This window comes from Paenibacillus sp. ACRRY, from assembly GCF_022346995.1.
Taxonomy (GTDB): domain Bacteria; phylum Bacillota; class Bacilli; order Paenibacillales; family Paenibacillaceae; genus Paenibacillus.
The window spans coordinates 1731556-1748715 of record NZ_JAKRNM010000001.1; the positions used below are offsets into that span (position 1 = coordinate 1731556).

Here is a 17160-nt window from a genome sequence, read left to right on the forward strand (position 1 = left end):
AATTGGTTCGATAATGAATGTATACGTCAAATAGACTCATTCGTTGCTCTCCTGCTGAAATAACGAACGTCTTCCGTATACAGGTGCTTCTTCCGTAGTGGTTGAGAATGCCCGCTGAACCCGTACACAGCTTCCTTGCCGCAGGCCTGTTTCCATCAGCTGCTGCGAGTTCTGCGGAGAGAACCACAACCCTTCGGGAAATTTGGCTTCAAGGATGTATTGGATACCATCACCAGGTGCCTGTCCAAAGATCCGCACCCCAAGCAATGTTTTTAGATGTTCAATCGTACACTCATCCGGGACTTCAATATCGAACCATTCACCTTCCTCCCGGCCGGAATACACGGTAAGAATCATCATAATCCCTCCCATGGTCTCATATGTAAATTGTCCTAATGTCAAATTAAATCAAAAAAAAGCGGTTGAATCGCTATTCCAACCCTATTTTCTTACATTAACACCCTATTTGCAATGTACAACCTGTATTTTTGTTACATATGACCCACATAAATATTAAAATATCGTCCAATGGACTCAGAACTTTTGAGGCATTATTCACGTTAATTGTTGCGAGGATGCGAAAACACTTCTTTTTCTTCCATATAAATGGGAGAGAACATTTCGTATTCGGGACTTCCTATTCCTTCGTCCACAATCAAATTGTGAACACTTTTCAAACATTGCCCACCTTTATGTTTTCATAAGCTGATTTTAAGGTAATTTTAAGCATTGGAATTTAATATAACCAGTATGAAATAACTCTCGTGAGGTGATTTCTAGTGAGAACACTAATAACTTTTCAAAACAAATCAATCCCTGTATATTTCAATCAAGAAAACAAACAACCTATGCAAAAGACATTACGACTGCTTAGCAGTGCCCTTGAGCATAAAATCAGTAATGGTAAACGCGCTTTGCAAAAATGTCTGCACTCTTTGATTAGTATTGAGATTGTCGGTTGTGAGGCCATTCTGCACAGCCGCAGTGAAAATGACTCTCTAGCCTTGTCGCTGTATTAAAGCAGAGTCGGTAAAGAAATTGCATATGCAAACAGGAAAAGGAAGCTGTCCATGAAGACAAGCTTCCTTTTTTTGATGAAGGCAAGGTTCTCTATCTATTTTAATGCACTTTGCTGACAGCATAAGTAGTTTCATGCTCCTCTGCGATCTCGGCTCTGCGGATGCGAATGACGAACAGCCGAACCAGATTGGCACGTGTATGCTCTTCCTGACAAGTGCTCAATTTTCTCAGAATAAAACGGTCAATGGACATGGAATTCAAGCCCCTTTACCTTTGGATTTACGGATCGGTACTCCCGTGTATCCATAAATAACCAGATTGGACGAGTCCCAAACAGCTTTTCTCTCGGATTTCTTTTCGTCCAAATTCGTGATGTAAAAACGTGCAAAAGCCCGCCACCTCAAGCCAGGAGCGGACTTTCGCATTCCATGTCGATCTTTCTCGAATGATCGGTTTAATTGATGCCAGGGAAATCCCGGTATTGATGCTGCAGACTGATCCAACGGGTACGTGTGAATTTCTCGATGGCCCAATCGCCGCCAAAGCGGCCAATCCCGGAAGACTTTTCGCCGCCAAACATGACATGAGCCTCATCATTTACAGATTGGTCATTCACATGTACCATGCCGGATTCAATGTTTTGAGCTACCCGGTAACCTCTCTCCAGATTGCTTGTAAATACAGAACCACTTAATCCGTATGGTGTATCATTCGCCAGACGGACAGCTTCTTGCTCGTCCACTGCACGCATGAGAACGGCCACCGGACCAAAAAGTTCCTGTTGGACAATATCCTGTTCAGGTTTGACATCTACAAGCACCGTGGGTTCCAACACACTGCCCTTACCAGACCCGCCTAGAAGCAAACGCGCTCCATCTTGCTGAGCAGTCTGGATCCATTCCAGCAAGCGTTGTACCTCTTTTTCACGTATAAGGGGACCCACCATCGTTTCGGAATCTGAAGGATCGCCTGTTCGGATGCTCTTCGTTTTGTCCACGAACGACTTGACAAATTGGTCATATACATCGGCATGTATGATGATCCGGTTTAGTGCCATGCATATCTGCCCCTGATGAAGAAATTTGCCAAAAACCGCAGCCTCGGCGGCTCGTTCAATGTCTGCGTCTTCGAGTACCACCATTGCATTATTGCCGCCAAGCTCCAGGGCTGTTTCTTTCAAATGTTCTCCTGCCAGTTTACCGATCCCCTGCCCGACTTTGGTCGATCCTGTAAAGGAAATCACCTTGGGAATGGGATGGGAAACAAAATAATCTCCTATTTCACCACCACTTCCGGCAACCACATTCAGAACACCTTCAGGTAATCCGGCTTGATGAAATAAATCCGCAATCAACCAGCCTGCCGTAATCGGCGTGTCCGATGCCGGCTTAATAACTACACCATTCCCGAGTGCAATGGCCGGAGCAACGGAGCGAAGACACAAATGAAGCGGGAAGTTCCATGGTCCAATGACTCCGACCACACCCTTGGGTTCGCGAATGACTCGGTTTTCTTTGCCTGGTGTGTTTGAAGGAAGCAGCTCACCTTTCATTCGGTAGGGAAACGAAGCCGATTCATCCACTATGCGTTTCGCTGCGGCAAACTCCGATTCTGCCTTAATACGTGTGCTCCCCGATTCTGTAATCAACAGATTCAATATTTCTTCTTTGCGATCGGTCATCAAGGATGACACTTTTCGCAATATGCCTTCTTTTATACCTGGCAGGGACTTTCTCCATTCCAATGAGCTTTTTTGGGCGGCTTCGTATGCCCGATCTATGTCCGTCTTACTTGAAGAACGCCAGGTTGCAATCACTTCCCCCGTATAAGGGTTCATGTTCTCCATCGTTTTCTCACCGGAGCCTTCTACCCAATCGCCATTAATATACTGTTTGGTCCAAGTTGCAGATGTTTTCTCCATTAAAGTCATCTGGATGCGCCTCCTAATCAAGATTAGATGTTCTTCTTCTATAAGAAGTGTAGTACTTCATTAACCTGATTAAAGATTGCGCAAACGCGTCACTCAGACTCTACTATTCCGATGGAGGCGCCTCCTGTCTGGCAAAATCATTCAGATTTCCCCAGCCGTAGGCTATCTCAATCAGATCTTGCCCTCCTATTCGTATGGGTTGTGTATGGACAGGACTCCCACCCATCTTTTCATAAAAACGGCATGCCGAATTTCGCTCCAATGCCCAGATCAACAGACGCTTCATGTCCAGAGAATGAAGATACCGAACAACTTGCACGGCCAGTTGCTGACCAATTCCCTTTTGTTGTACATCTTCCAGCAAATAAATGGCATATAACTCCGCATCATAAGGCAGCTTACCTTCGCGCTCCCTTCCTCCGCAGGCAAATCCGACAATATTCCCGTCCGGCTGTTCAGCCACCATCAGAATCTGATTTTTTTCGTCAGAGCGTATGGTTTGCTCCCATTGGGATATTCTTGTCTCTGTAGTCAAATGGTCCAAAAAATCATCCGGTATAATAGTTCGATATGTCGTCTTCCAACTCTCTGTATGTACATGGGCAATTCCTTCTGCATCCCCTTCACGGGCTTGTCTGATCTGTATCAACGAACACTCACCTCCCTCTCAGATTGTAGTGATTGTACATTATTATAAGCATGTTGCTTCCATATACCAAATACATCCATAATGTCCAATTTAGGAGAGAGTAACGATCTGGCACTATGGCCGGATCGTTACTCTTGTGCCTATAGATACCTTTGAAGAGAGATCCAGCACGTCTGGATTGTACATACGGATACATCCGTGTGATACAGACTTGCCGATGGACGAAGGTTCATTCGTCCCATGGATGCCATAATGAGGTTGAGATAACCCCATCCACAGCACACCAAAGGGTCCACCCGGATTGGGTTGTTTATTTACAATGGTAAATTCTCCGCTCGGAGTCTGAGTGAGCATCTTGCCTGTTGCCACAGGATAGCCCTTGATTACCTGATTCCCATCGAGAAGATATAACATGTGATCTGACAGATCTACAATAATTCTGTAATCCGGCATTATGACATCCCTCCTGACCTATTCTATGCTGCAGCCATAAGGATGCCCGCCTAATTTAGAGCTCTTCCCAATCGTTTACTCTCCGGGCATGTTTGGATTTACGTGAATTCACAGGTTTGCTTGTTGCAGTCCGCCGCTTGGAAGCAACTGCTTCTTTCCGCTGCTGATACTGCAATTCCTTCTGCATTTTCAGGTAATTGTTTAGCCTTTTTTCTTCCAGAGACCCATTTTGAATGGCTTCGGTAACAGCACAGCCCGCTTCACGTGTATGACTGCAGTCCACGAATCTGCATGCTTCAGCAAGTTGCTCAATTTCACCAAACGCCTGGGAAAGTCCATCATTGCCCTCGTCCCACAGGTTCAGCTCACGCATACCAGGTGTATCAATGAGTACAGCCCCTTGGGGCAAAACGAACATCTCCCGATGGGTTGTCGTATGTCTTCCACGGCTATCGTCCTCCCGGACGGATTGGGCAAGCTGTACATTCCGTCCCATCATCCAGTTGACAAGAGTAGACTTGCCGCTTCCTGAAGAACCCGTCAAGGCTACTGTGGCCCCTGGCTGCAGATAGGTTTCAAGTGAAGCTTTTCCATGATCCTGGGCAGCTGACAGGGCCAGTACTTCAATGCCTGGAGCAATCCCTTCTACCATAGCCCTTTTTTCCTCAACATCAGTGCACAGATCACTCTTGCTCAAAACGATGACAGGTCTAACCCCTCCATTCCAGGCCATCATGATATACCTCTCCAACCGTCTAAGATTAAAATCATGATTAAGCGCTGCGACGATCAGCAACGTATCTACGTTTGCAGCAATCAGCTGCTCTTTCGTTACGGACCCGGCAGCCTGCCTAGATACACGGCTCTGCCTTGAGAGAATACCGTGAATTGTACCCTCTTCTCCGGGCTCACCTGTAATTGCTACCCAATCTCCCACTGCTGGAAGTGTCCCTGTCTCCAGATTGTCATGACGCATTCGCCCCGATACCCTTCCCCAGCATTCGCCTTCGGCTGTGATAAGACGCTGCAATTGTCCGTGGTCAGCAATGACTCGTGCAGGTTTTCTCATTTGCTGTTCTACCCCTGATTGCTGCCAAAATCCCTGCCATTTAGCAGACCATCCGTACTTTTCCAAGTGATTGTTCAACTGTTGATTTCCTCCCAAATTATGTTTTTAATAACTACCTACCCATGATGTGAACAAGCCCTCCAGAACGGATAAATGCAAATAAACCACGAGTGATTAACCACCCGCGGCAATTCGAAGTTAACAGAATCAAGATTATCCTATAGGCATTATCCACAGAACGTTAAGTTTAACAATCTGCAGCATGCAATACGGGACACCCTTCTTTCCGGTAATCAAAAAAAGCCACGGGTGCGTCACCCGTGGCTTCATCTGTACATGTAATTATACTCTACGCGAGTCTGGACATACCTGTCCAATTCACGTACATTTACATGTTTTGATCCGTTCCGGAGACGCTGTCCATATTCAAATTAACGTATACTGCCGTTAGGTTTGTCATATAACATCGCCTCCCTTGTAGATTTATCCAACATGTTACACATGGTACTCTGCTTTTGTCAAGCCCAATTATATGTTGCCTACCTCGTTTAATTATTTGCTTTTATTTCTTTTATTATGATGTTTATTTAACCTGATCCCAGCGAGTCCACATTTCCTTCGGATTAAGCTCGTAGATTCCATCTTCCCGGTACATAAATTGATGCATGATGAATTCCCGGCGGATCGTGGCAAAATCTTCATGGTACGTACGTATAAATTCATTGATTTCTTTCTCCGTATACTTGCGTCCGAATTCAAGCTGTTCAACCAAATGACCAAGCACGATCAGCTTCTTCTTGTACTGGGCAGGAATTTGACGCAAGCGTCCATCTTTGGAAAAGAAATTTCGCATGACCGATGCTTTTAGCGTTTCGTTCACATCACTCATATCAGCTACCTCCTCCCTTTTGAAAATAAAGTCAACGGAAGCTTGAGCGTGCTCCCGTATGAAGGATGGGTTGAGAGAGAAGAACACCGTATTTTTCTCCCTCCGTTCCTTGATCAATGCCGCTTCTCTTAACTTGGATGCGTGATGAGTAACTGTAGGCTGGGACAAATTCAGCTTTTCGGCAAGAGCCTGTCCGTGCAGTTCTCCCTGAGATAGCAATAGCAGCATACGCAGCCGGGTAGGATCCGCCAGGGCTTTGTGGTAAGCCACAATTTTCTCCAGTTGCATGGGCGTCGCCTCTTTCGTTTAGATGAATATCTAATTTGATGTTAATCTTTTCTCTCGACAAAGTCAAACCTGTTATTCGGAATTTTCTTCCGCCAATTCCTGGCGTGAACTGGCATTACATGACTATTTACGGTAGGATAATATTGCTTGAATGAAGGAGGAGTAAGAACATGGAAGATGTAATTATCATTGGCGGAGGCCCTTGTGGTCTATCTGCCGCCATCGAATGTGAACGGCTGGGTCTGTCAGCTGTCATTGTAGAGAAGTACAATATTGTACAATCCATCTATCTGTATCCAACCCATATGCAATTTTTCAGTACAGCGGAACTGCTCGAGATCGGAAATGTCCCGTTCAGTTCGCCAAACGACAAACCTTTTCGCTATGAGGCACTCGCCTATTATCGCAAAGTAGCCGAACACTTCGGCCTTCGTGTTCATAATTATGAGGAAGCCCGCGAAATCAAACGAAAAGACGATGCAACCTTTGAAGTACATACGGTCAATCGTCGCGGGGAAAGCCTTGTTCATCAGGGACGCAATGTCATTGTTGCAACTGGCTACTTCGACCACCCGAATTACCTCGGTATTCCGGGAGAAGACAAAGATAAAGTGACTCACTATTTCCGGGAAGCACATCCCTACACCCGTACGCGTGTAGCAATTATCGGAGGTAGCAATTCGGCTGTGGATGCAGCGATGGAACTCGTCCGTGTTGGCGCCCACATTGACATGGTATATCGGGGTACGGGTCTGTCCGAGCATATCAAACCATGGGTACGCCCACTATTTGAGAGCATGGTTCAGAAAGGCCGCATTACGCTCCATCTCGGTGCACGGGTTAATGAGATTTTGGATGATTCCATTCGCCTGCTTCATGCAGATGGATCAACAAGTGAGCTTGATAACGACTTCGTTCTGGCTTTGACCGGTTTCCGTCCGGACAGAAAACTCCTTTCTTCCGTAGGCGTTGAAATGTCAGATGACCTGGACAAACCTGTGTATAATGTGGAAACCATGGAAAGCAGTGTGCCGGGAGTTTATGTTGGCGGAGTTATCGCCTCTGGACGCAATGCCAATGAAGTATTCATCGAATCCGGACGCTGGCATGGAAGATATATTGCGGAGCATATCGTAAGTCGGCAACGCGGGCAGGCTGAAGGGAATTGAAATCCATGGATATGACCTCTTTGCTGTTGCTCGTGTTTGCAGCACTTGGTATTATCAGCAGCAATACACCTGTGACCGTAGCCATGGTATTTCTGCTTCTGTTACGTGTATTGAATGTGAACCAAGCTTTTCCCTGGCTTGAAAAATACGGGCTTACGCTTGGCATTATCATCTTGACCATCGGGGTCATGGCGCCCCTTGCCAGCGGTAAGATGAGTCTGCAGACGATCGGGGAGTCTTTCCTTCACTGGAAATCGCTACTCGCCATAGGTGTAGGCTTACTGGTGGCTTATCTGGGTGGACGGGGCGCTACGCTAATGAGCACGCAACCAACAGTTGTTGCTGGGCTTCTTATTGGAACCGTACTGGGGGTTGCCCTATTCAAAGGAGTCCCAGTAGGACCACTGATTGCGGCAGGGATACTGTCCCTGCTGCTCGGCAAATCCTGATTGAAGTTGGGACTTGACATTCTACTGACTGGCTGTATTTCCCACCGTTGTATGATATACTACTATTCATGCAATTCATGCATCCATGTCCATAGCAGAGAAATCAATTTAATTTGTATTCGTTTGCATAACCAAATTGATTCACCTCGCAATTATTAATGGCCGCAGGAGGATTCAGGTACCCATGTCACGTCAGTTTATTACAGAAGCCGTGATGGTGGCTATTTACGGTCAATTGCTCGCGCCGCCCGCGCCTGTTGAATATATTGTTCCTTATACCACCATCTTGGAGTTATATGAATTTCAGGTCAGCCCGGATCCTTTGATGGATAACCCGGCTGATGATCAGCATGTAAAATCGAAAATTAACGAGATCATTTCTTATTTTGAAGAACCGCTGAATAAGAAGAAGATCGAACGTGCCCTATCCGTTCCTTGGGCAAAAAGCCCGTCAATCCTGTTTGGTGATCAGGTGTCCATCGCCATAATCAATGCAGTGGATACAGCTCAATATGGTGAGTATTTCGATCCGATTGAGACAGAGCTGCTGCTTACTTCACAGCGCCTAAGTATCCCAATTCTCACGGATCAGGTTGAACTGATCGCACGAATTATAGAGTCATCGGCCCCTGTGCAAGTATTTGATATTGATGACTTTGATTTTGCGATGGACGAGGAACCTCTCGATCAGGTCTAGCTGATCTGAAGCATTCTGTATGCGCATGTGCTATAGCCAAAAGAAGCCTTTCCCCGTTGGAAAGGCTTCTTTTGGCTTGCCGCTTAATCTAATATTGTACGTTCAAGCAACATACGACTTAAGCCATTCAACACCGGAAGTGATTCCGGGTCAAAAAACTTCAACCCTGCCTCGCTGTTTACTCGCGACTCCACCAGACGATCCTGAATGATTCGTGCTCTGAACAGGGCAATTACATAATAATCTTCATCCCCGCTGGAATGCAGCTGTCTCAGGTCGGGACCCGAATGCAGTGTTTCAAGTGTCATGCTGTTTGCTGTCCATCCCGTCTCCTCCCACAATTCCCGATGAGCTGTATCTTCAATGGCTTCGCCAGGACGCATCTGTCCAACGGGAATACGCCAATGACCTTGCTCGGCGTGCTGGATCAACAACAATTCACCTCGTTCGTTTTCGGCCCAAACTGCAGCCTTCACCACAATATGGGAGCGGTGTGCAATATATTGGGCCAAATCTCGGGCTGGCGGATTCAATTCCTATCCCTCCTGTTCGAAGCCGGCAGAAGCCAGCGGTACAATCCATGCTTAGACACATTTCAATCCAGTTCCTTCAACTCATTACACAGGTTGAACTGAAGGTATTGCCAAAACAATCCTGATTAGACCTCAGTATAACGATATTCGATATCTTGTCCTTCTTCTACTACATCGACATGCAGCTTGTGGCCTTTCAGGTACCAATAATCGTGATCTTCCATAAAAAAGCGAATACCCGAAACTTCTGTTTGCTCAGCTGGGTGGCTCGGTTCCTCAACAGCAATTCCCAGTGAAAAACCAGGGTGGAGACCTCCACCGGAGCTATAACGCGCGAAGAATCGGATGCTGTCTCCTTCGTTCAAGTTCAGTTCTTCCTTATACCAGCGGGCAGCGCGGTCAGATACATGTATGGTACTCATTTGATGTCAGCTCCTTCTCTATATATATGTTACATCATATCGCTTGATGGGCTTGAGTTCAAACATTACACCACAGAAATAAACAAAAATAGCTGCTCATGCAATTGTGAAAAAAGTTTGACAGATCCCAAAAGGCGGTGTTAAGATGCAAACATACGAGATCCACATTCAATTTATTTCCAAAACAGAAAGGGTGATTACGGTGTTTAACATTCATATGGATGGTCTATTCAGCTCACAATTAAATACCGGAGCGCCCTCGAAATCGTTATTCCGTTCTTAAGTCAGCAATGCAGTAATCCTGAATAAGGTTAACTGCTGCGCACACTTACGATACTTATGTTCAGCGGTGGCTCTGCTCTCGGAGCCATGCGCCGTATGATTGATATCCAAGACATACCGCCTGCGTGCGGTATGTCTTTTTTTGTGGGTAGAAACCGGTAAACATGAGTAGATAACGTATTTCACTGACACATGAAAGGAAGGGATACCACTTGTTCTCTGTACTCAAAAACCTAGCCTGGTTCTTCCGGCTGGAACGCAAACGATACCTGATCGGTGTCATTTTGCTCATTCTCGTAGGTGTAGCCGAACTGCTCCCCCCTCGTCTGCTCGGCAATGCCATTGACGAGATTGTTCGCGGTTCCATTACTGGCGCCTCACTCACACGTTACATTCTACTTATCCTAGGAACAGTCGTTATTATCTATCTGACCACGTACATATGGATGCACAAACTGTTTGGTGGTGCGAATCTGGTTGAACGCTTGTTACGATCGCGTTTCATGGATCACCTGCTGCGGATGACCCCGCCTTTCTTTGAGAAGAACAGAACGGGAGATCTGATGGCTCGTGCTACCAATGACCTTCGTTCCATTGCCACAACAGCAGGCTTCGGCATGCTGACACTAACGGACTCAACTGCCTTCCTGGCAACTGTATTGTTCGCTATGGGTTTTCTGGTGAGCTGGAAACTGACACTTGCTGCAATTCTGCCACTGCCATTTATCGCCATTGCCATGATGATCTACGGGAAAGCCGTCCATCAACGTTATACCTTGGCACAAGATGCGTTCGGGGACATGAATGATCAGGTTCTTGAATCCATCGCGGGTATTCGTGTGGTTCGTGCTTATGTTCAGGAACGTCTGGACCAGAAGCGGTTTGCTGATGTCACCGAAGATGTATACCGCAAAAACCTGGCTGTAGCCAAGATGGATGCACTGTTTGAACCTACGATTCGGCTGTGTGTCGGTCTCAGTTATGTGATTGCGCTGGCCTATGGGATTTATCTCGTGTTTCACAATGAAATTACCCTAGGAGATCTCGTATCGTTCAATATGTATCTGGGGATGATGATCTGGCCTATGTTTGCCATTGGCGAACTGATTAACCTGATGCAGCGCGGCAGTGCCTCACTGGACCGAGTTAATGAAACTTTATCTGTAGCACCTGCTGTTCAAGACGTCGATCAGCCTGCACATATTACGAATCCTGAAGAGATTTCAATGCGTGATGTGACATTCCGTTATCCAAGTTCCACCGTCGATAATCTTAGTCATGTCAGCTTCTCGCTTCGCCGTGGTCAGACACTCGGTGTTGTGGGACGTACGGGAAGCGGTAAGTCTACCTTGCTCAAACAGCTGCTTCATGAATACCCTGCCGGTTCTGGCACACTAAGCATATCCGGACATCCGATTCAGGAGATCGCCAAGGATGACTTACACAGCTGGATTGGTTACGTTCCGCAGGAACAGGTGCTGTTCTCCAAGTCGGTTCGTCAAAACATTCAATTCGGCAAGCCGGGTGCAAGTGATGAAGTCATTATGGAAGCCATCCGTACCGCAGCCTTTGAGGGAGATTTGGGTACATTATCCGATGGACTGGATACCCTTGTTGGTGAAAAGGGAATTGCCCTGTCGGGTGGACAGAAACAGAGGGTATCTCTGGCACGTGCCTTTATTGCCGATCCGGATATTTTGATCCTGGATGATGCCCTATCCGCGGTCGATGCAAGGACGGAAGCTAAAATCATTGAAAACATACGCAACAAACGCTCGGGCAAAACAACGCTGATCTCAACGCACCGCCTGTCCGCCATTGAACACGCAGACCGGATCATCGTACTGGAGCACGGGAAAATTACGGAAGAAGGAACCCACCAGGAACTGCTTGCCATGAACGGCTGGTACCGTGAACAATATGAACGGCAGCAGGTGGAATCCAATCTGTCCACGTAGGAGGTCAACGTTTTGAAGTCGAATACAGGCAAAAGGCTGCTTCAATATGCCCTGAAAGCCAAAGGTACTTTTATTGCAGCATTAATCATGTTAACGATCGGTGTAGCCGCTGAGCTCGCCGGTCCGTTCATCGCCAAGTCGATGATTGACAATCATCTACTCGCCATTGAACAGCCGTTCTATGAGACGGAGGCTTCATCCGAAGCAGCTGTATACAACGGTAAGAATTACAAACGAGAAGGCAGATTCGAAGCCGGTGAAGTAAAAGGTGCCGAAGTCAGAGTACTGCAAGCCGGCAAAAGCTTTTATTTCGTTAATGAACCCGTAAGTGCACCCGATGGAGATCGTTCATATGAAAATGGAACCCTGACGGTTACGCGTGCGGGTGAAGTGACCGGCCAATATGCGGCAGAGCCGCTTTCCGCTGGTGAACTCTTTGCTTTTTACAAACCTGAGATGCCAAGCATCTATCAATTAATTGTATATTACATGATCTTTCTCGTGATCTCGGTCATTATGGAGTTTGGTAAAACCTACTGGCTGCAATCCTCAGCAAACAAGGTTATTCAAAGGCTTCGTAATGATGTCTACGCCCATATTCAAAGGCTGCCTGTGCACTTTTTTGATAATCTTCCCGCAGGTAAAGTCGTTTCTAGGGTCACAAATGATACTGAAGCCGTTAAGGATCTGTTCGTTGCCGTACTGTCGAACTTTTTCTCAGGGATCATTACGATTACAGGTGTATATGTCGCCCTCTTCCTGCTGGATTTCCGCCTTGGTCTGATCTCGTTGTTCGTTGTACCGATGCTGATTCTGTGGATTGTGCTCTATCGCAAATTCGCTACGCGTTACAATACCATTATTCGTTCACGGCTGAGTGAGATCAATGCGATTATTAATGAATCCATTCAAGGGATGTCCATTATTCGTGTATTCCGTCACCAGAAGCAGACCAAACAGGAATTTGAAGATTTGAATGATGATTATATGAAACACCAGAACAAAATGCTGAACCTAAATGCCTTCACTTCACACAACTTGGTTAACGTATTGCGGAATATCGCTTTTGCAGTTGTTCTGTGGTACTTCGGTTCCAGTGTGCTGGACGGCACTAGTATTATTTCACTGGGTGTTCTGTATGCATTCGTCGATGTTCTGGGTCGTTTGTTCCAACCGATCACCGGTATGGTGAACCAACTGGCGAACCTGGATTCTTCCCTCGTATCCGCCGGACGTGTCTTTGAGCTAATGGACGAACAGGGAGAACCTGTAACCGATGGCTCGATGCCAAGGTACAAGGGAAATGTGGTATTTGACGATGTATCCTTCGCATATAAAAAAGACTTCGTGCTGAACAATATTTCGTTCAAAGCCTCACAGGGCCAAACCGTTGCCTTGGTCGGTCATACCGGTTCGGGTAAAAGTTCGATTATTAACCTGTTATTCAGGTTCTATGATCCGCAAAAAGGCAAGATTACCATTGACGGTCAGAACGTCAAAGAGTTGCCGAAACAGTGTATTCGGCAGCATATGGGGATCGTGCTTCAGGATCCATATTTATTCACAGGAACCATTGCGTCTAACGTAAGTCTTGGAGATGAACGCATCACTCGCGAACAGATTGAGCAGGCGCTTCGTGATGTGGGAGCAGAACGGATCCTGGCACATCTGCCTCAGGGATTCGATGAACCCGTTATCGAAAAAGGAAGTACGCTATCTGCCGGACAACGTCAATTAATTTCTTTCGCCCGAGCACTCGCCTTCGATCCGGCAATTCTTATTCTCGACGAGGCAACGGCCAATATCGATACCGAAACGGAAGCCTTGATTCAAAATGCACTGGAAGTCCTCAAAAAAGGACGGACCACATTCATCATCGCTCACCGCCTCTCAACGATTCGTTCTGCTGACCAGATTCTGGTCCTGCACCGCGGTCGTATTGTGGAACAAGGGGCCCACGATGAACTAATGCAACTCCAAGGACGATATTATCAAATGTATCAGCTTCAGCAAGGGGCACAAGCGGTTGGCGTAGTAAACGAGAACAGCAGCTCAGACAAGGCCATCCAGACATCTGCTTCCTTAGCTGGAGGTAATCTGTAACGCCTCATTCATCAGACATTTATTGAACTACAATGTCTTTAAAGTTCCCCTTTTCCCCGCCCTGTGCGAAGACTTTCCGGTCTGCGTACAGGGCGTTTTTCTACTGTAAATAAAGCAAAGTGCATTTCCTGCTATCGTTAGATTACACTTTTTATTTTCCTCTTATTGACATTCAAGATATTTAGCCTTATTATACATACCAACGGTCGGTATCTTAAATTAGGAGGTTACTATGGCTAGGAACAAACACCCTGAACAGACCGTTCAGCACATTCTGTCCGTCGCTGCGCAACTGTTCACTGACAAAGGATTTGAGAAGACGAGTATTCAGGATATCCTTGATGCCCTCGGTATGTCCAAAGGCGCGATATATCACCACTTTAAATCCAAGGATGAAATCCTGAATGCTGTTATGGAGCAACAGTTTGACTACTCGGCGCGCATGCTGGATCAATTGGTGATTGAAACCCATGCAGCCACCGCACGAGAAAAATTAGTTCATATTCTGGAACAGGTTCTTTCTGATCCACAGGCCCATTCCCTGGATCGAGTTCTTCAAACTCAGATCAAAAATCCACTCTTTATTGTCAGAGGCATTCAGCAGGCCGTTAAAATCGACGCACCCGTTATTGCGGACATCCTGAGAGAGGGTGTTGTGGATGGATCGATCAGCACAGCTGATCCCGAGGCAACGGCCGAAGTATTTATGATGCTGGTTAACATCTGGATCAATCCTGCGATCTTTGGCCGCACGATCTCAGATACGAAGCAGCGCCTCCACTTTTTGCAGACGCTCATGAGATCACTTGGGGCAGACATCGTGAACAATGGATTGATCGAACGAATTCTGGCACACCATGAGAAGATTGGTGCATTTGTACACGAGTAGAATGACAGGGGTAAAAAATGAGGAGGCGTACGATTGAAACGTGATGGACTTATCATTTGTAAAGAAATGAAGTTAGAGACACCTGTTCATTTCCTCCATCTGGATTGGATGCATGGTAATGTGCATATTGCCACTGGTTCAGATCAGGATGATTTTATTCGCATTGTTCAACGGGCCAATATCCGCTTTCCTTTGGCTCGGTGTTATGAGGCTAGGATTAGTGACAACACGCTTCACATTATCGACGGATGCAAAAATGCATTCCCGCTCGGCATAAACTTTCAGCGCACATCACTGAGCATCCTGCTCCCTCCCCACACAATGAAACGAATATCTCTGAAAACCGTCGGGACACGGATCACGGTTGACAACATCGATGCGCAGCATTTGGATTGTCACTGTACATCAAGCAAGCTGAACTTATCGGGTTGTACAAGACACTTTCATTTGCGTGCAATCGGCAGTCGGATAGATGGTGTCAACCTGCATTCCAATCAACTCATGCTGCATGCGACCTCTTCTCCCGTCCATCTACATGGACAATTCACTTATATTCATTCGCGAACAACTGGCAGAACACTGACGATCCAGTCTTCCTCTATGCTACATTCGTTGGACCATGTCTCTACCAGCAGCCATATAGACGTTCAAATTCCGGACAATCACGAAGGATTCAAACTACACTTCAAGCAAACTGGAGGGCGCTTCAAAAGTGATCTTACGCTTCGGAATCTTGGAGATCAACGTATTTATGGTCACGGTATGTATCCATTTCAAGTAAAAGTTAGAGGCGGATCATTTCTCGTCGGGAAATATTCAGAACATCTATCATAAGCAGGAGGGATTCTTGTATGAGTATTGGCTGGATTGTAGGCAGCAGCTTGGCTACTGCCGTATTATTAATGGGGATTATCGGTTTGATCCTTGGCAGACGCAAAGGGAATATCGTGCGCTGGCCCTGGTGGTTTATCGGGTTTGGTGCAGCAGCGCTAGTGAGTGCAGCCATTAATTATCCGGGGACATAGCAGCTGCCCAGTTGTGCAAAAAGAAAAGACAACCTACAATTCGCCTCAAGGCTACTGAAGATTGTCGATCCATCCTTTTACCGTATACCCCATGTATAATACAGTCTCTCGTGCCAAAAATGGAATTTGGCTGCGCCAGGTCTGATAGGCTGTCGTTTGGGTTGGAGACGGAACGGCATCCATGCCTAGTTCGCTTGCCAGCTTCATGGCCCGCTTCATATGCAGCGGGTCACTTACAATCGTATAATTCTGGTATCCTGCCTTATCCCCAATCACGATGGAGTTGACCAAATTCTCCTCTGTAATTCTCGATTGTGTTTCGAACAGAATATCTGCAGGATCTACGCCGTGAGCAACTGCATAATCCCTTCCCACTTCCGCTTCAGAGCGCTCACCATCATGTCCAGAACCGCCGGTAAAGATGAGGTTAGGTATCGTCCCCTGACGATACAATAAAATTGCATGTTCAATCCGCTCTCGAAATACTGGCGAGGGATTATCCCCGTCTACAGCAGCACCAAGGATGATGGCGGCATCACTCTGTCTCGATGATTGCTCAGCCGTGTAAGCCATGATTAACCAGGCCGTAACTATGGCCCAGAGAAATCCCATGAGCATCAGGGATGTAATGGAAATGACCAGCCAGTTTCGCTTCCCTCTTCTTTTCCGTTTTCGTCCCTCTACCTTGCCGTCAATCACGTTAATTCTCCTCTTCCATGCTTCGGGCATGCAAGCTCTCGGAATGCATATGTTCAAGTCGCCGCAGCGCCGCAGCTGATTCCGCATTCAATCCAAGCTGTGCAATCCAGGCGCCCGTGTATTGTTGAAGGCTGATCTCCAGCTCCTGCGCACGGTCTTTGAAATCTTCCAGTTCCTTGATCATGCGTGATCGCCCTTCGGGACTAAAGGTCTCGTGTATTCGTTCCTTAAAGTAGTGATGCACAATGCTATTCCGCTGCTTCCATAATTCATTTAATTGACGGGTCTCTTCCTCTGAAAACGTAAAATGATGTCGAACTTCATGAATAAGCTGCCCAAGTGAACTGCTCATTTTTCGCTCATACAGATCTTCCAGATCTTCATCGGATACAGCCTTGCCTTGAGACATCTTCATTAAAAGGATCAGATTGACGAGCTGCTGCTCAAGAGCCTGTCCATAATACACAGCGAGTCCGTAGTATGCAAACAATTCTCTGGAGTGTTCGCTATCCAGCATGTCACTATTCTGCATGTCTGAGTTTTGCAAAAGCGAGCGCCCCTTTCCTTCCCGTACCATTTCCCGTTCTACGTTCCTCTATCGTAACCAAAGAAAGAGCAACATTCAAGTCGTAAGGA

General features: G+C 46.5%; 20 protein-coding genes. 9 read left to right on the forward strand and 11 right to left on the reverse strand.

What is annotated here, in order from left to right:
* Nucleotides 1–36: 36 nt before the first annotated feature.
* A complete protein-coding gene (locus MH144_RS07350) occupies nt 37–357 on the reverse strand; it encodes a hypothetical protein (protein WP_095358548.1) in 321 nt (106 codons plus the stop codon).
* 422 nt (nt 358–779) lie between these two features.
* Here MH144_RS07350 and MH144_RS07355 point away from each other — a divergent pair, with 422 nt between their 5' ends.
* A complete protein-coding gene (locus MH144_RS07355) occupies nt 780–1019 on the forward strand; it encodes a hypothetical protein (protein ID WP_095287663.1) in 240 nt (79 codons plus the stop codon).
* A 100-nt stretch (nt 1020–1119) separates the two neighbouring features.
* On the opposite strand, the gene MH144_RS07360 is transcribed toward MH144_RS07355, so the two are convergent.
* From MH144_RS07360 to MH144_RS07385, 6 genes are all read right to left on the reverse strand, one after another.
* Nucleotides 1120–1272: a hypothetical protein gene (locus MH144_RS07360; RefSeq protein ID WP_239298808.1), complete on the reverse strand. Its 153-nt coding sequence runs from the start codon at nt 1270–1272 to the stop codon at nt 1120–1122.
* 202 nt (nt 1273–1474) lie between these two features.
* Nucleotides 1475–2950, reverse strand: coding sequence for an aldehyde dehydrogenase family protein (locus MH144_RS07365; RefSeq protein ID WP_239298810.1), 1476 nt, complete (start codon nt 2948–2950; stop codon nt 1475–1477).
* 103 nt (nt 2951–3053) lie between these two features.
* On the reverse strand, nt 3054–3599 hold the full coding sequence (locus tag MH144_RS07370; RefSeq protein ID WP_239298812.1) for a GNAT family N-acetyltransferase: 546 nt from the start codon (nt 3597–3599) through the stop codon (nt 3054–3056).
* Nucleotides 3600–3713: 114 nt separating this feature from the next.
* Nucleotides 3714–4052 (reverse strand): L,D-transpeptidase, encoded by a 339-nt coding sequence (locus MH144_RS07375; protein ID WP_183520853.1) that lies wholly within the window; start codon nt 4050–4052, stop codon nt 3714–3716.
* A gap of 55 nt (nt 4053–4107) precedes the next feature.
* Complete coding sequence (gene rsgA / locus MH144_RS07380) at nt 4108–5199, reverse strand: ribosome small subunit-dependent GTPase A (protein ID WP_239298814.1); 1092 nt, start codon at nt 5197–5199, stop codon at nt 4108–4110.
* A 505-nt stretch (nt 5200–5704) separates the two neighbouring features.
* Nucleotides 5705–6298: a DUF2087 domain-containing protein gene (locus MH144_RS07385; protein WP_239298816.1), complete on the reverse strand. Its 594-nt coding sequence runs from the start codon at nt 6296–6298 to the stop codon at nt 5705–5707.
* A gap of 170 nt (nt 6299–6468) precedes the next feature.
* Between MH144_RS07385 and MH144_RS07390 the strand changes: the two genes are divergently transcribed.
* The 3 genes from MH144_RS07390 (at nt 6469) to MH144_RS07400 (ending at nt 8613) form a co-directional block, all read left to right on the forward strand.
* A complete protein-coding gene (locus tag MH144_RS07390) occupies nt 6469–7467 on the forward strand; it encodes a YpdA family putative bacillithiol disulfide reductase (protein WP_239298818.1) in 999 nt (332 codons plus the stop codon).
* Nucleotides 7468–7472: 5 nt separating this feature from the next.
* The gene (locus MH144_RS07395; RefSeq protein ID WP_095287669.1) at nt 7473–7916 is read left to right on the forward strand and encodes a DUF441 domain-containing protein; all 444 of its coding nucleotides are present in this window, start codon (nt 7473–7475) and stop codon (nt 7914–7916) included.
* A 184-nt stretch (nt 7917–8100) separates the two neighbouring features.
* On the forward strand, nt 8101–8613 hold the full coding sequence (locus MH144_RS07400; protein WP_239298820.1) for an ADP-heptose synthase: 513 nt from the start codon (nt 8101–8103) through the stop codon (nt 8611–8613).
* Between the two features lie 83 nt (nt 8614–8696).
* Here MH144_RS07400 and MH144_RS07405 read toward each other — a convergent pair whose 3' ends face one another.
* Together MH144_RS07405 and MH144_RS07410 are read right to left on the reverse strand one after the other, a co-directional pair.
* Complete coding sequence (locus MH144_RS07405) at nt 8697–9146, reverse strand: NUDIX domain-containing protein (RefSeq protein ID WP_239298822.1); 450 nt, start codon at nt 9144–9146, stop codon at nt 8697–8699.
* Nucleotides 9147–9271: 125 nt separating this feature from the next.
* Entirely contained in the window at nt 9272–9568 is a 297-nt protein-coding gene (locus tag MH144_RS07410) for a HesB/YadR/YfhF family protein (protein WP_239298824.1), read from the reverse strand.
* Between the two features lie 494 nt (nt 9569–10062).
* Here MH144_RS07410 and MH144_RS07415 point away from each other — a divergent pair, with 494 nt between their 5' ends.
* The 5 genes from MH144_RS07415 to MH144_RS07435 all read left to right on the forward strand — a co-directional run bounded on the left by MH144_RS07415 (nt 10063) and on the right by MH144_RS07435 (nt 15825).
* Nucleotides 10063–11808, forward strand: a complete 1746-nt coding sequence (locus tag MH144_RS07415) for an ABC transporter ATP-binding protein (protein WP_239298826.1) — start codon at nt 10063–10065, stop codon at nt 11806–11808.
* A gap of 12 nt (nt 11809–11820) precedes the next feature.
* Entirely contained in the window at nt 11821–13911 is a 2091-nt protein-coding gene (locus MH144_RS07420) for an ABC transporter ATP-binding protein (protein ID WP_239298828.1), read from the forward strand.
* Nucleotides 13912–14143: 232 nt separating this feature from the next.
* Nucleotides 14144–14800 carry a TetR/AcrR family transcriptional regulator gene (locus MH144_RS07425; protein ID WP_239298830.1) on the forward strand — a complete coding sequence of 219 codons (657 nt, stop codon included), beginning with the start codon at nt 14144–14146 and terminating at the stop codon, nt 14798–14800.
* Between the two features lie 33 nt (nt 14801–14833).
* The gene (locus tag MH144_RS07430; RefSeq protein ID WP_239298832.1) at nt 14834–15634 is read left to right on the forward strand and encodes a DUF4097 family beta strand repeat-containing protein; all 801 of its coding nucleotides are present in this window, start codon (nt 14834–14836) and stop codon (nt 15632–15634) included.
* Between the two features lie 17 nt (nt 15635–15651).
* A complete protein-coding gene (locus MH144_RS07435; RefSeq protein ID WP_239298834.1) occupies nt 15652–15825 on the forward strand; it encodes a hypothetical protein in 174 nt (57 codons plus the stop codon).
* Between the two features lie 51 nt (nt 15826–15876).
* Here the strand turns inward: MH144_RS07435 and MH144_RS07440 are convergent, their stop codons facing one another.
* Nucleotides 15877–16524 (reverse strand): YdcF family protein, encoded by a 648-nt coding sequence (locus tag MH144_RS07440; RefSeq protein ID WP_239298836.1) that lies wholly within the window; start codon nt 16522–16524, stop codon nt 15877–15879.
* 1 nt (nt 16525) lies between these two features.
* Entirely contained in the window at nt 16526–17056 is a 531-nt protein-coding gene (locus tag MH144_RS07445) for a hypothetical protein (protein ID WP_239298838.1), read from the reverse strand.
* Nucleotides 17057–17160: the final 104 nt, after the last annotated feature.

What these genes read in the sequence shown, in the direction of transcription:
- MH144_RS07365 (WP_239298810.1), bottom strand. Translation starts at nt 2,950, where the DNA reads ATGACTTTAATGGAGAAAACATCTGCAACTTGGACCAAACAGTATATT.
- MH144_RS07360 (WP_239298808.1), bottom strand. Translation starts at nt 1,272, where the DNA reads ATGTCCATTGACCGTTTTATTCTGAGAAAATTGAGCACTTGTCAGGAA.
- MH144_RS07350 (WP_095358548.1), bottom strand. Translation starts at nt 357, where the DNA reads ATGATTCTTACCGTGTATTCCGGCCGGGAGGAAGGTGAATGGTTCGAT.
- MH144_RS07395 (WP_095287669.1), top strand. Translation starts at nt 7,473, where the DNA reads ATGGATATGACCTCTTTGCTGTTGCTCGTGTTTGCAGCACTTGGTATT.
- MH144_RS07425 (WP_239298830.1), top strand. Translation starts at nt 14,144, where the DNA reads ATGGCTAGGAACAAACACCCTGAACAGACCGTTCAGCACATTCTGTCC.
- MH144_RS07445 (WP_239298838.1), bottom strand. Translation starts at nt 17,056, where the DNA reads ATGCAGAATAGTGACATGCTGGATAGCGAACACTCCAGAGAATTGTTT.
- MH144_RS07375 (WP_183520853.1), bottom strand. Translation starts at nt 4,052, where the DNA reads ATGCCGGATTACAGAATTATTGTAGATCTGTCAGATCACATGTTATAT.
- MH144_RS07435 (WP_239298834.1), top strand. Translation starts at nt 15,652, where the DNA reads ATGAGTATTGGCTGGATTGTAGGCAGCAGCTTGGCTACTGCCGTATTA.
- MH144_RS07400 (WP_239298820.1), top strand. Translation starts at nt 8,101, where the DNA reads ATGTCACGTCAGTTTATTACAGAAGCCGTGATGGTGGCTATTTACGGT.
- MH144_RS07390 (WP_239298818.1), top strand. Translation starts at nt 6,469, where the DNA reads ATGGAAGATGTAATTATCATTGGCGGAGGCCCTTGTGGTCTATCTGCC.
- MH144_RS07385 (WP_239298816.1), bottom strand. Translation starts at nt 6,298, where the DNA reads ATGCAACTGGAGAAAATTGTGGCTTACCACAAAGCCCTGGCGGATCCT.
- MH144_RS07410 (WP_239298824.1), bottom strand. Translation starts at nt 9,568, where the DNA reads ATGAGTACCATACATGTATCTGACCGCGCTGCCCGCTGGTATAAGGAA.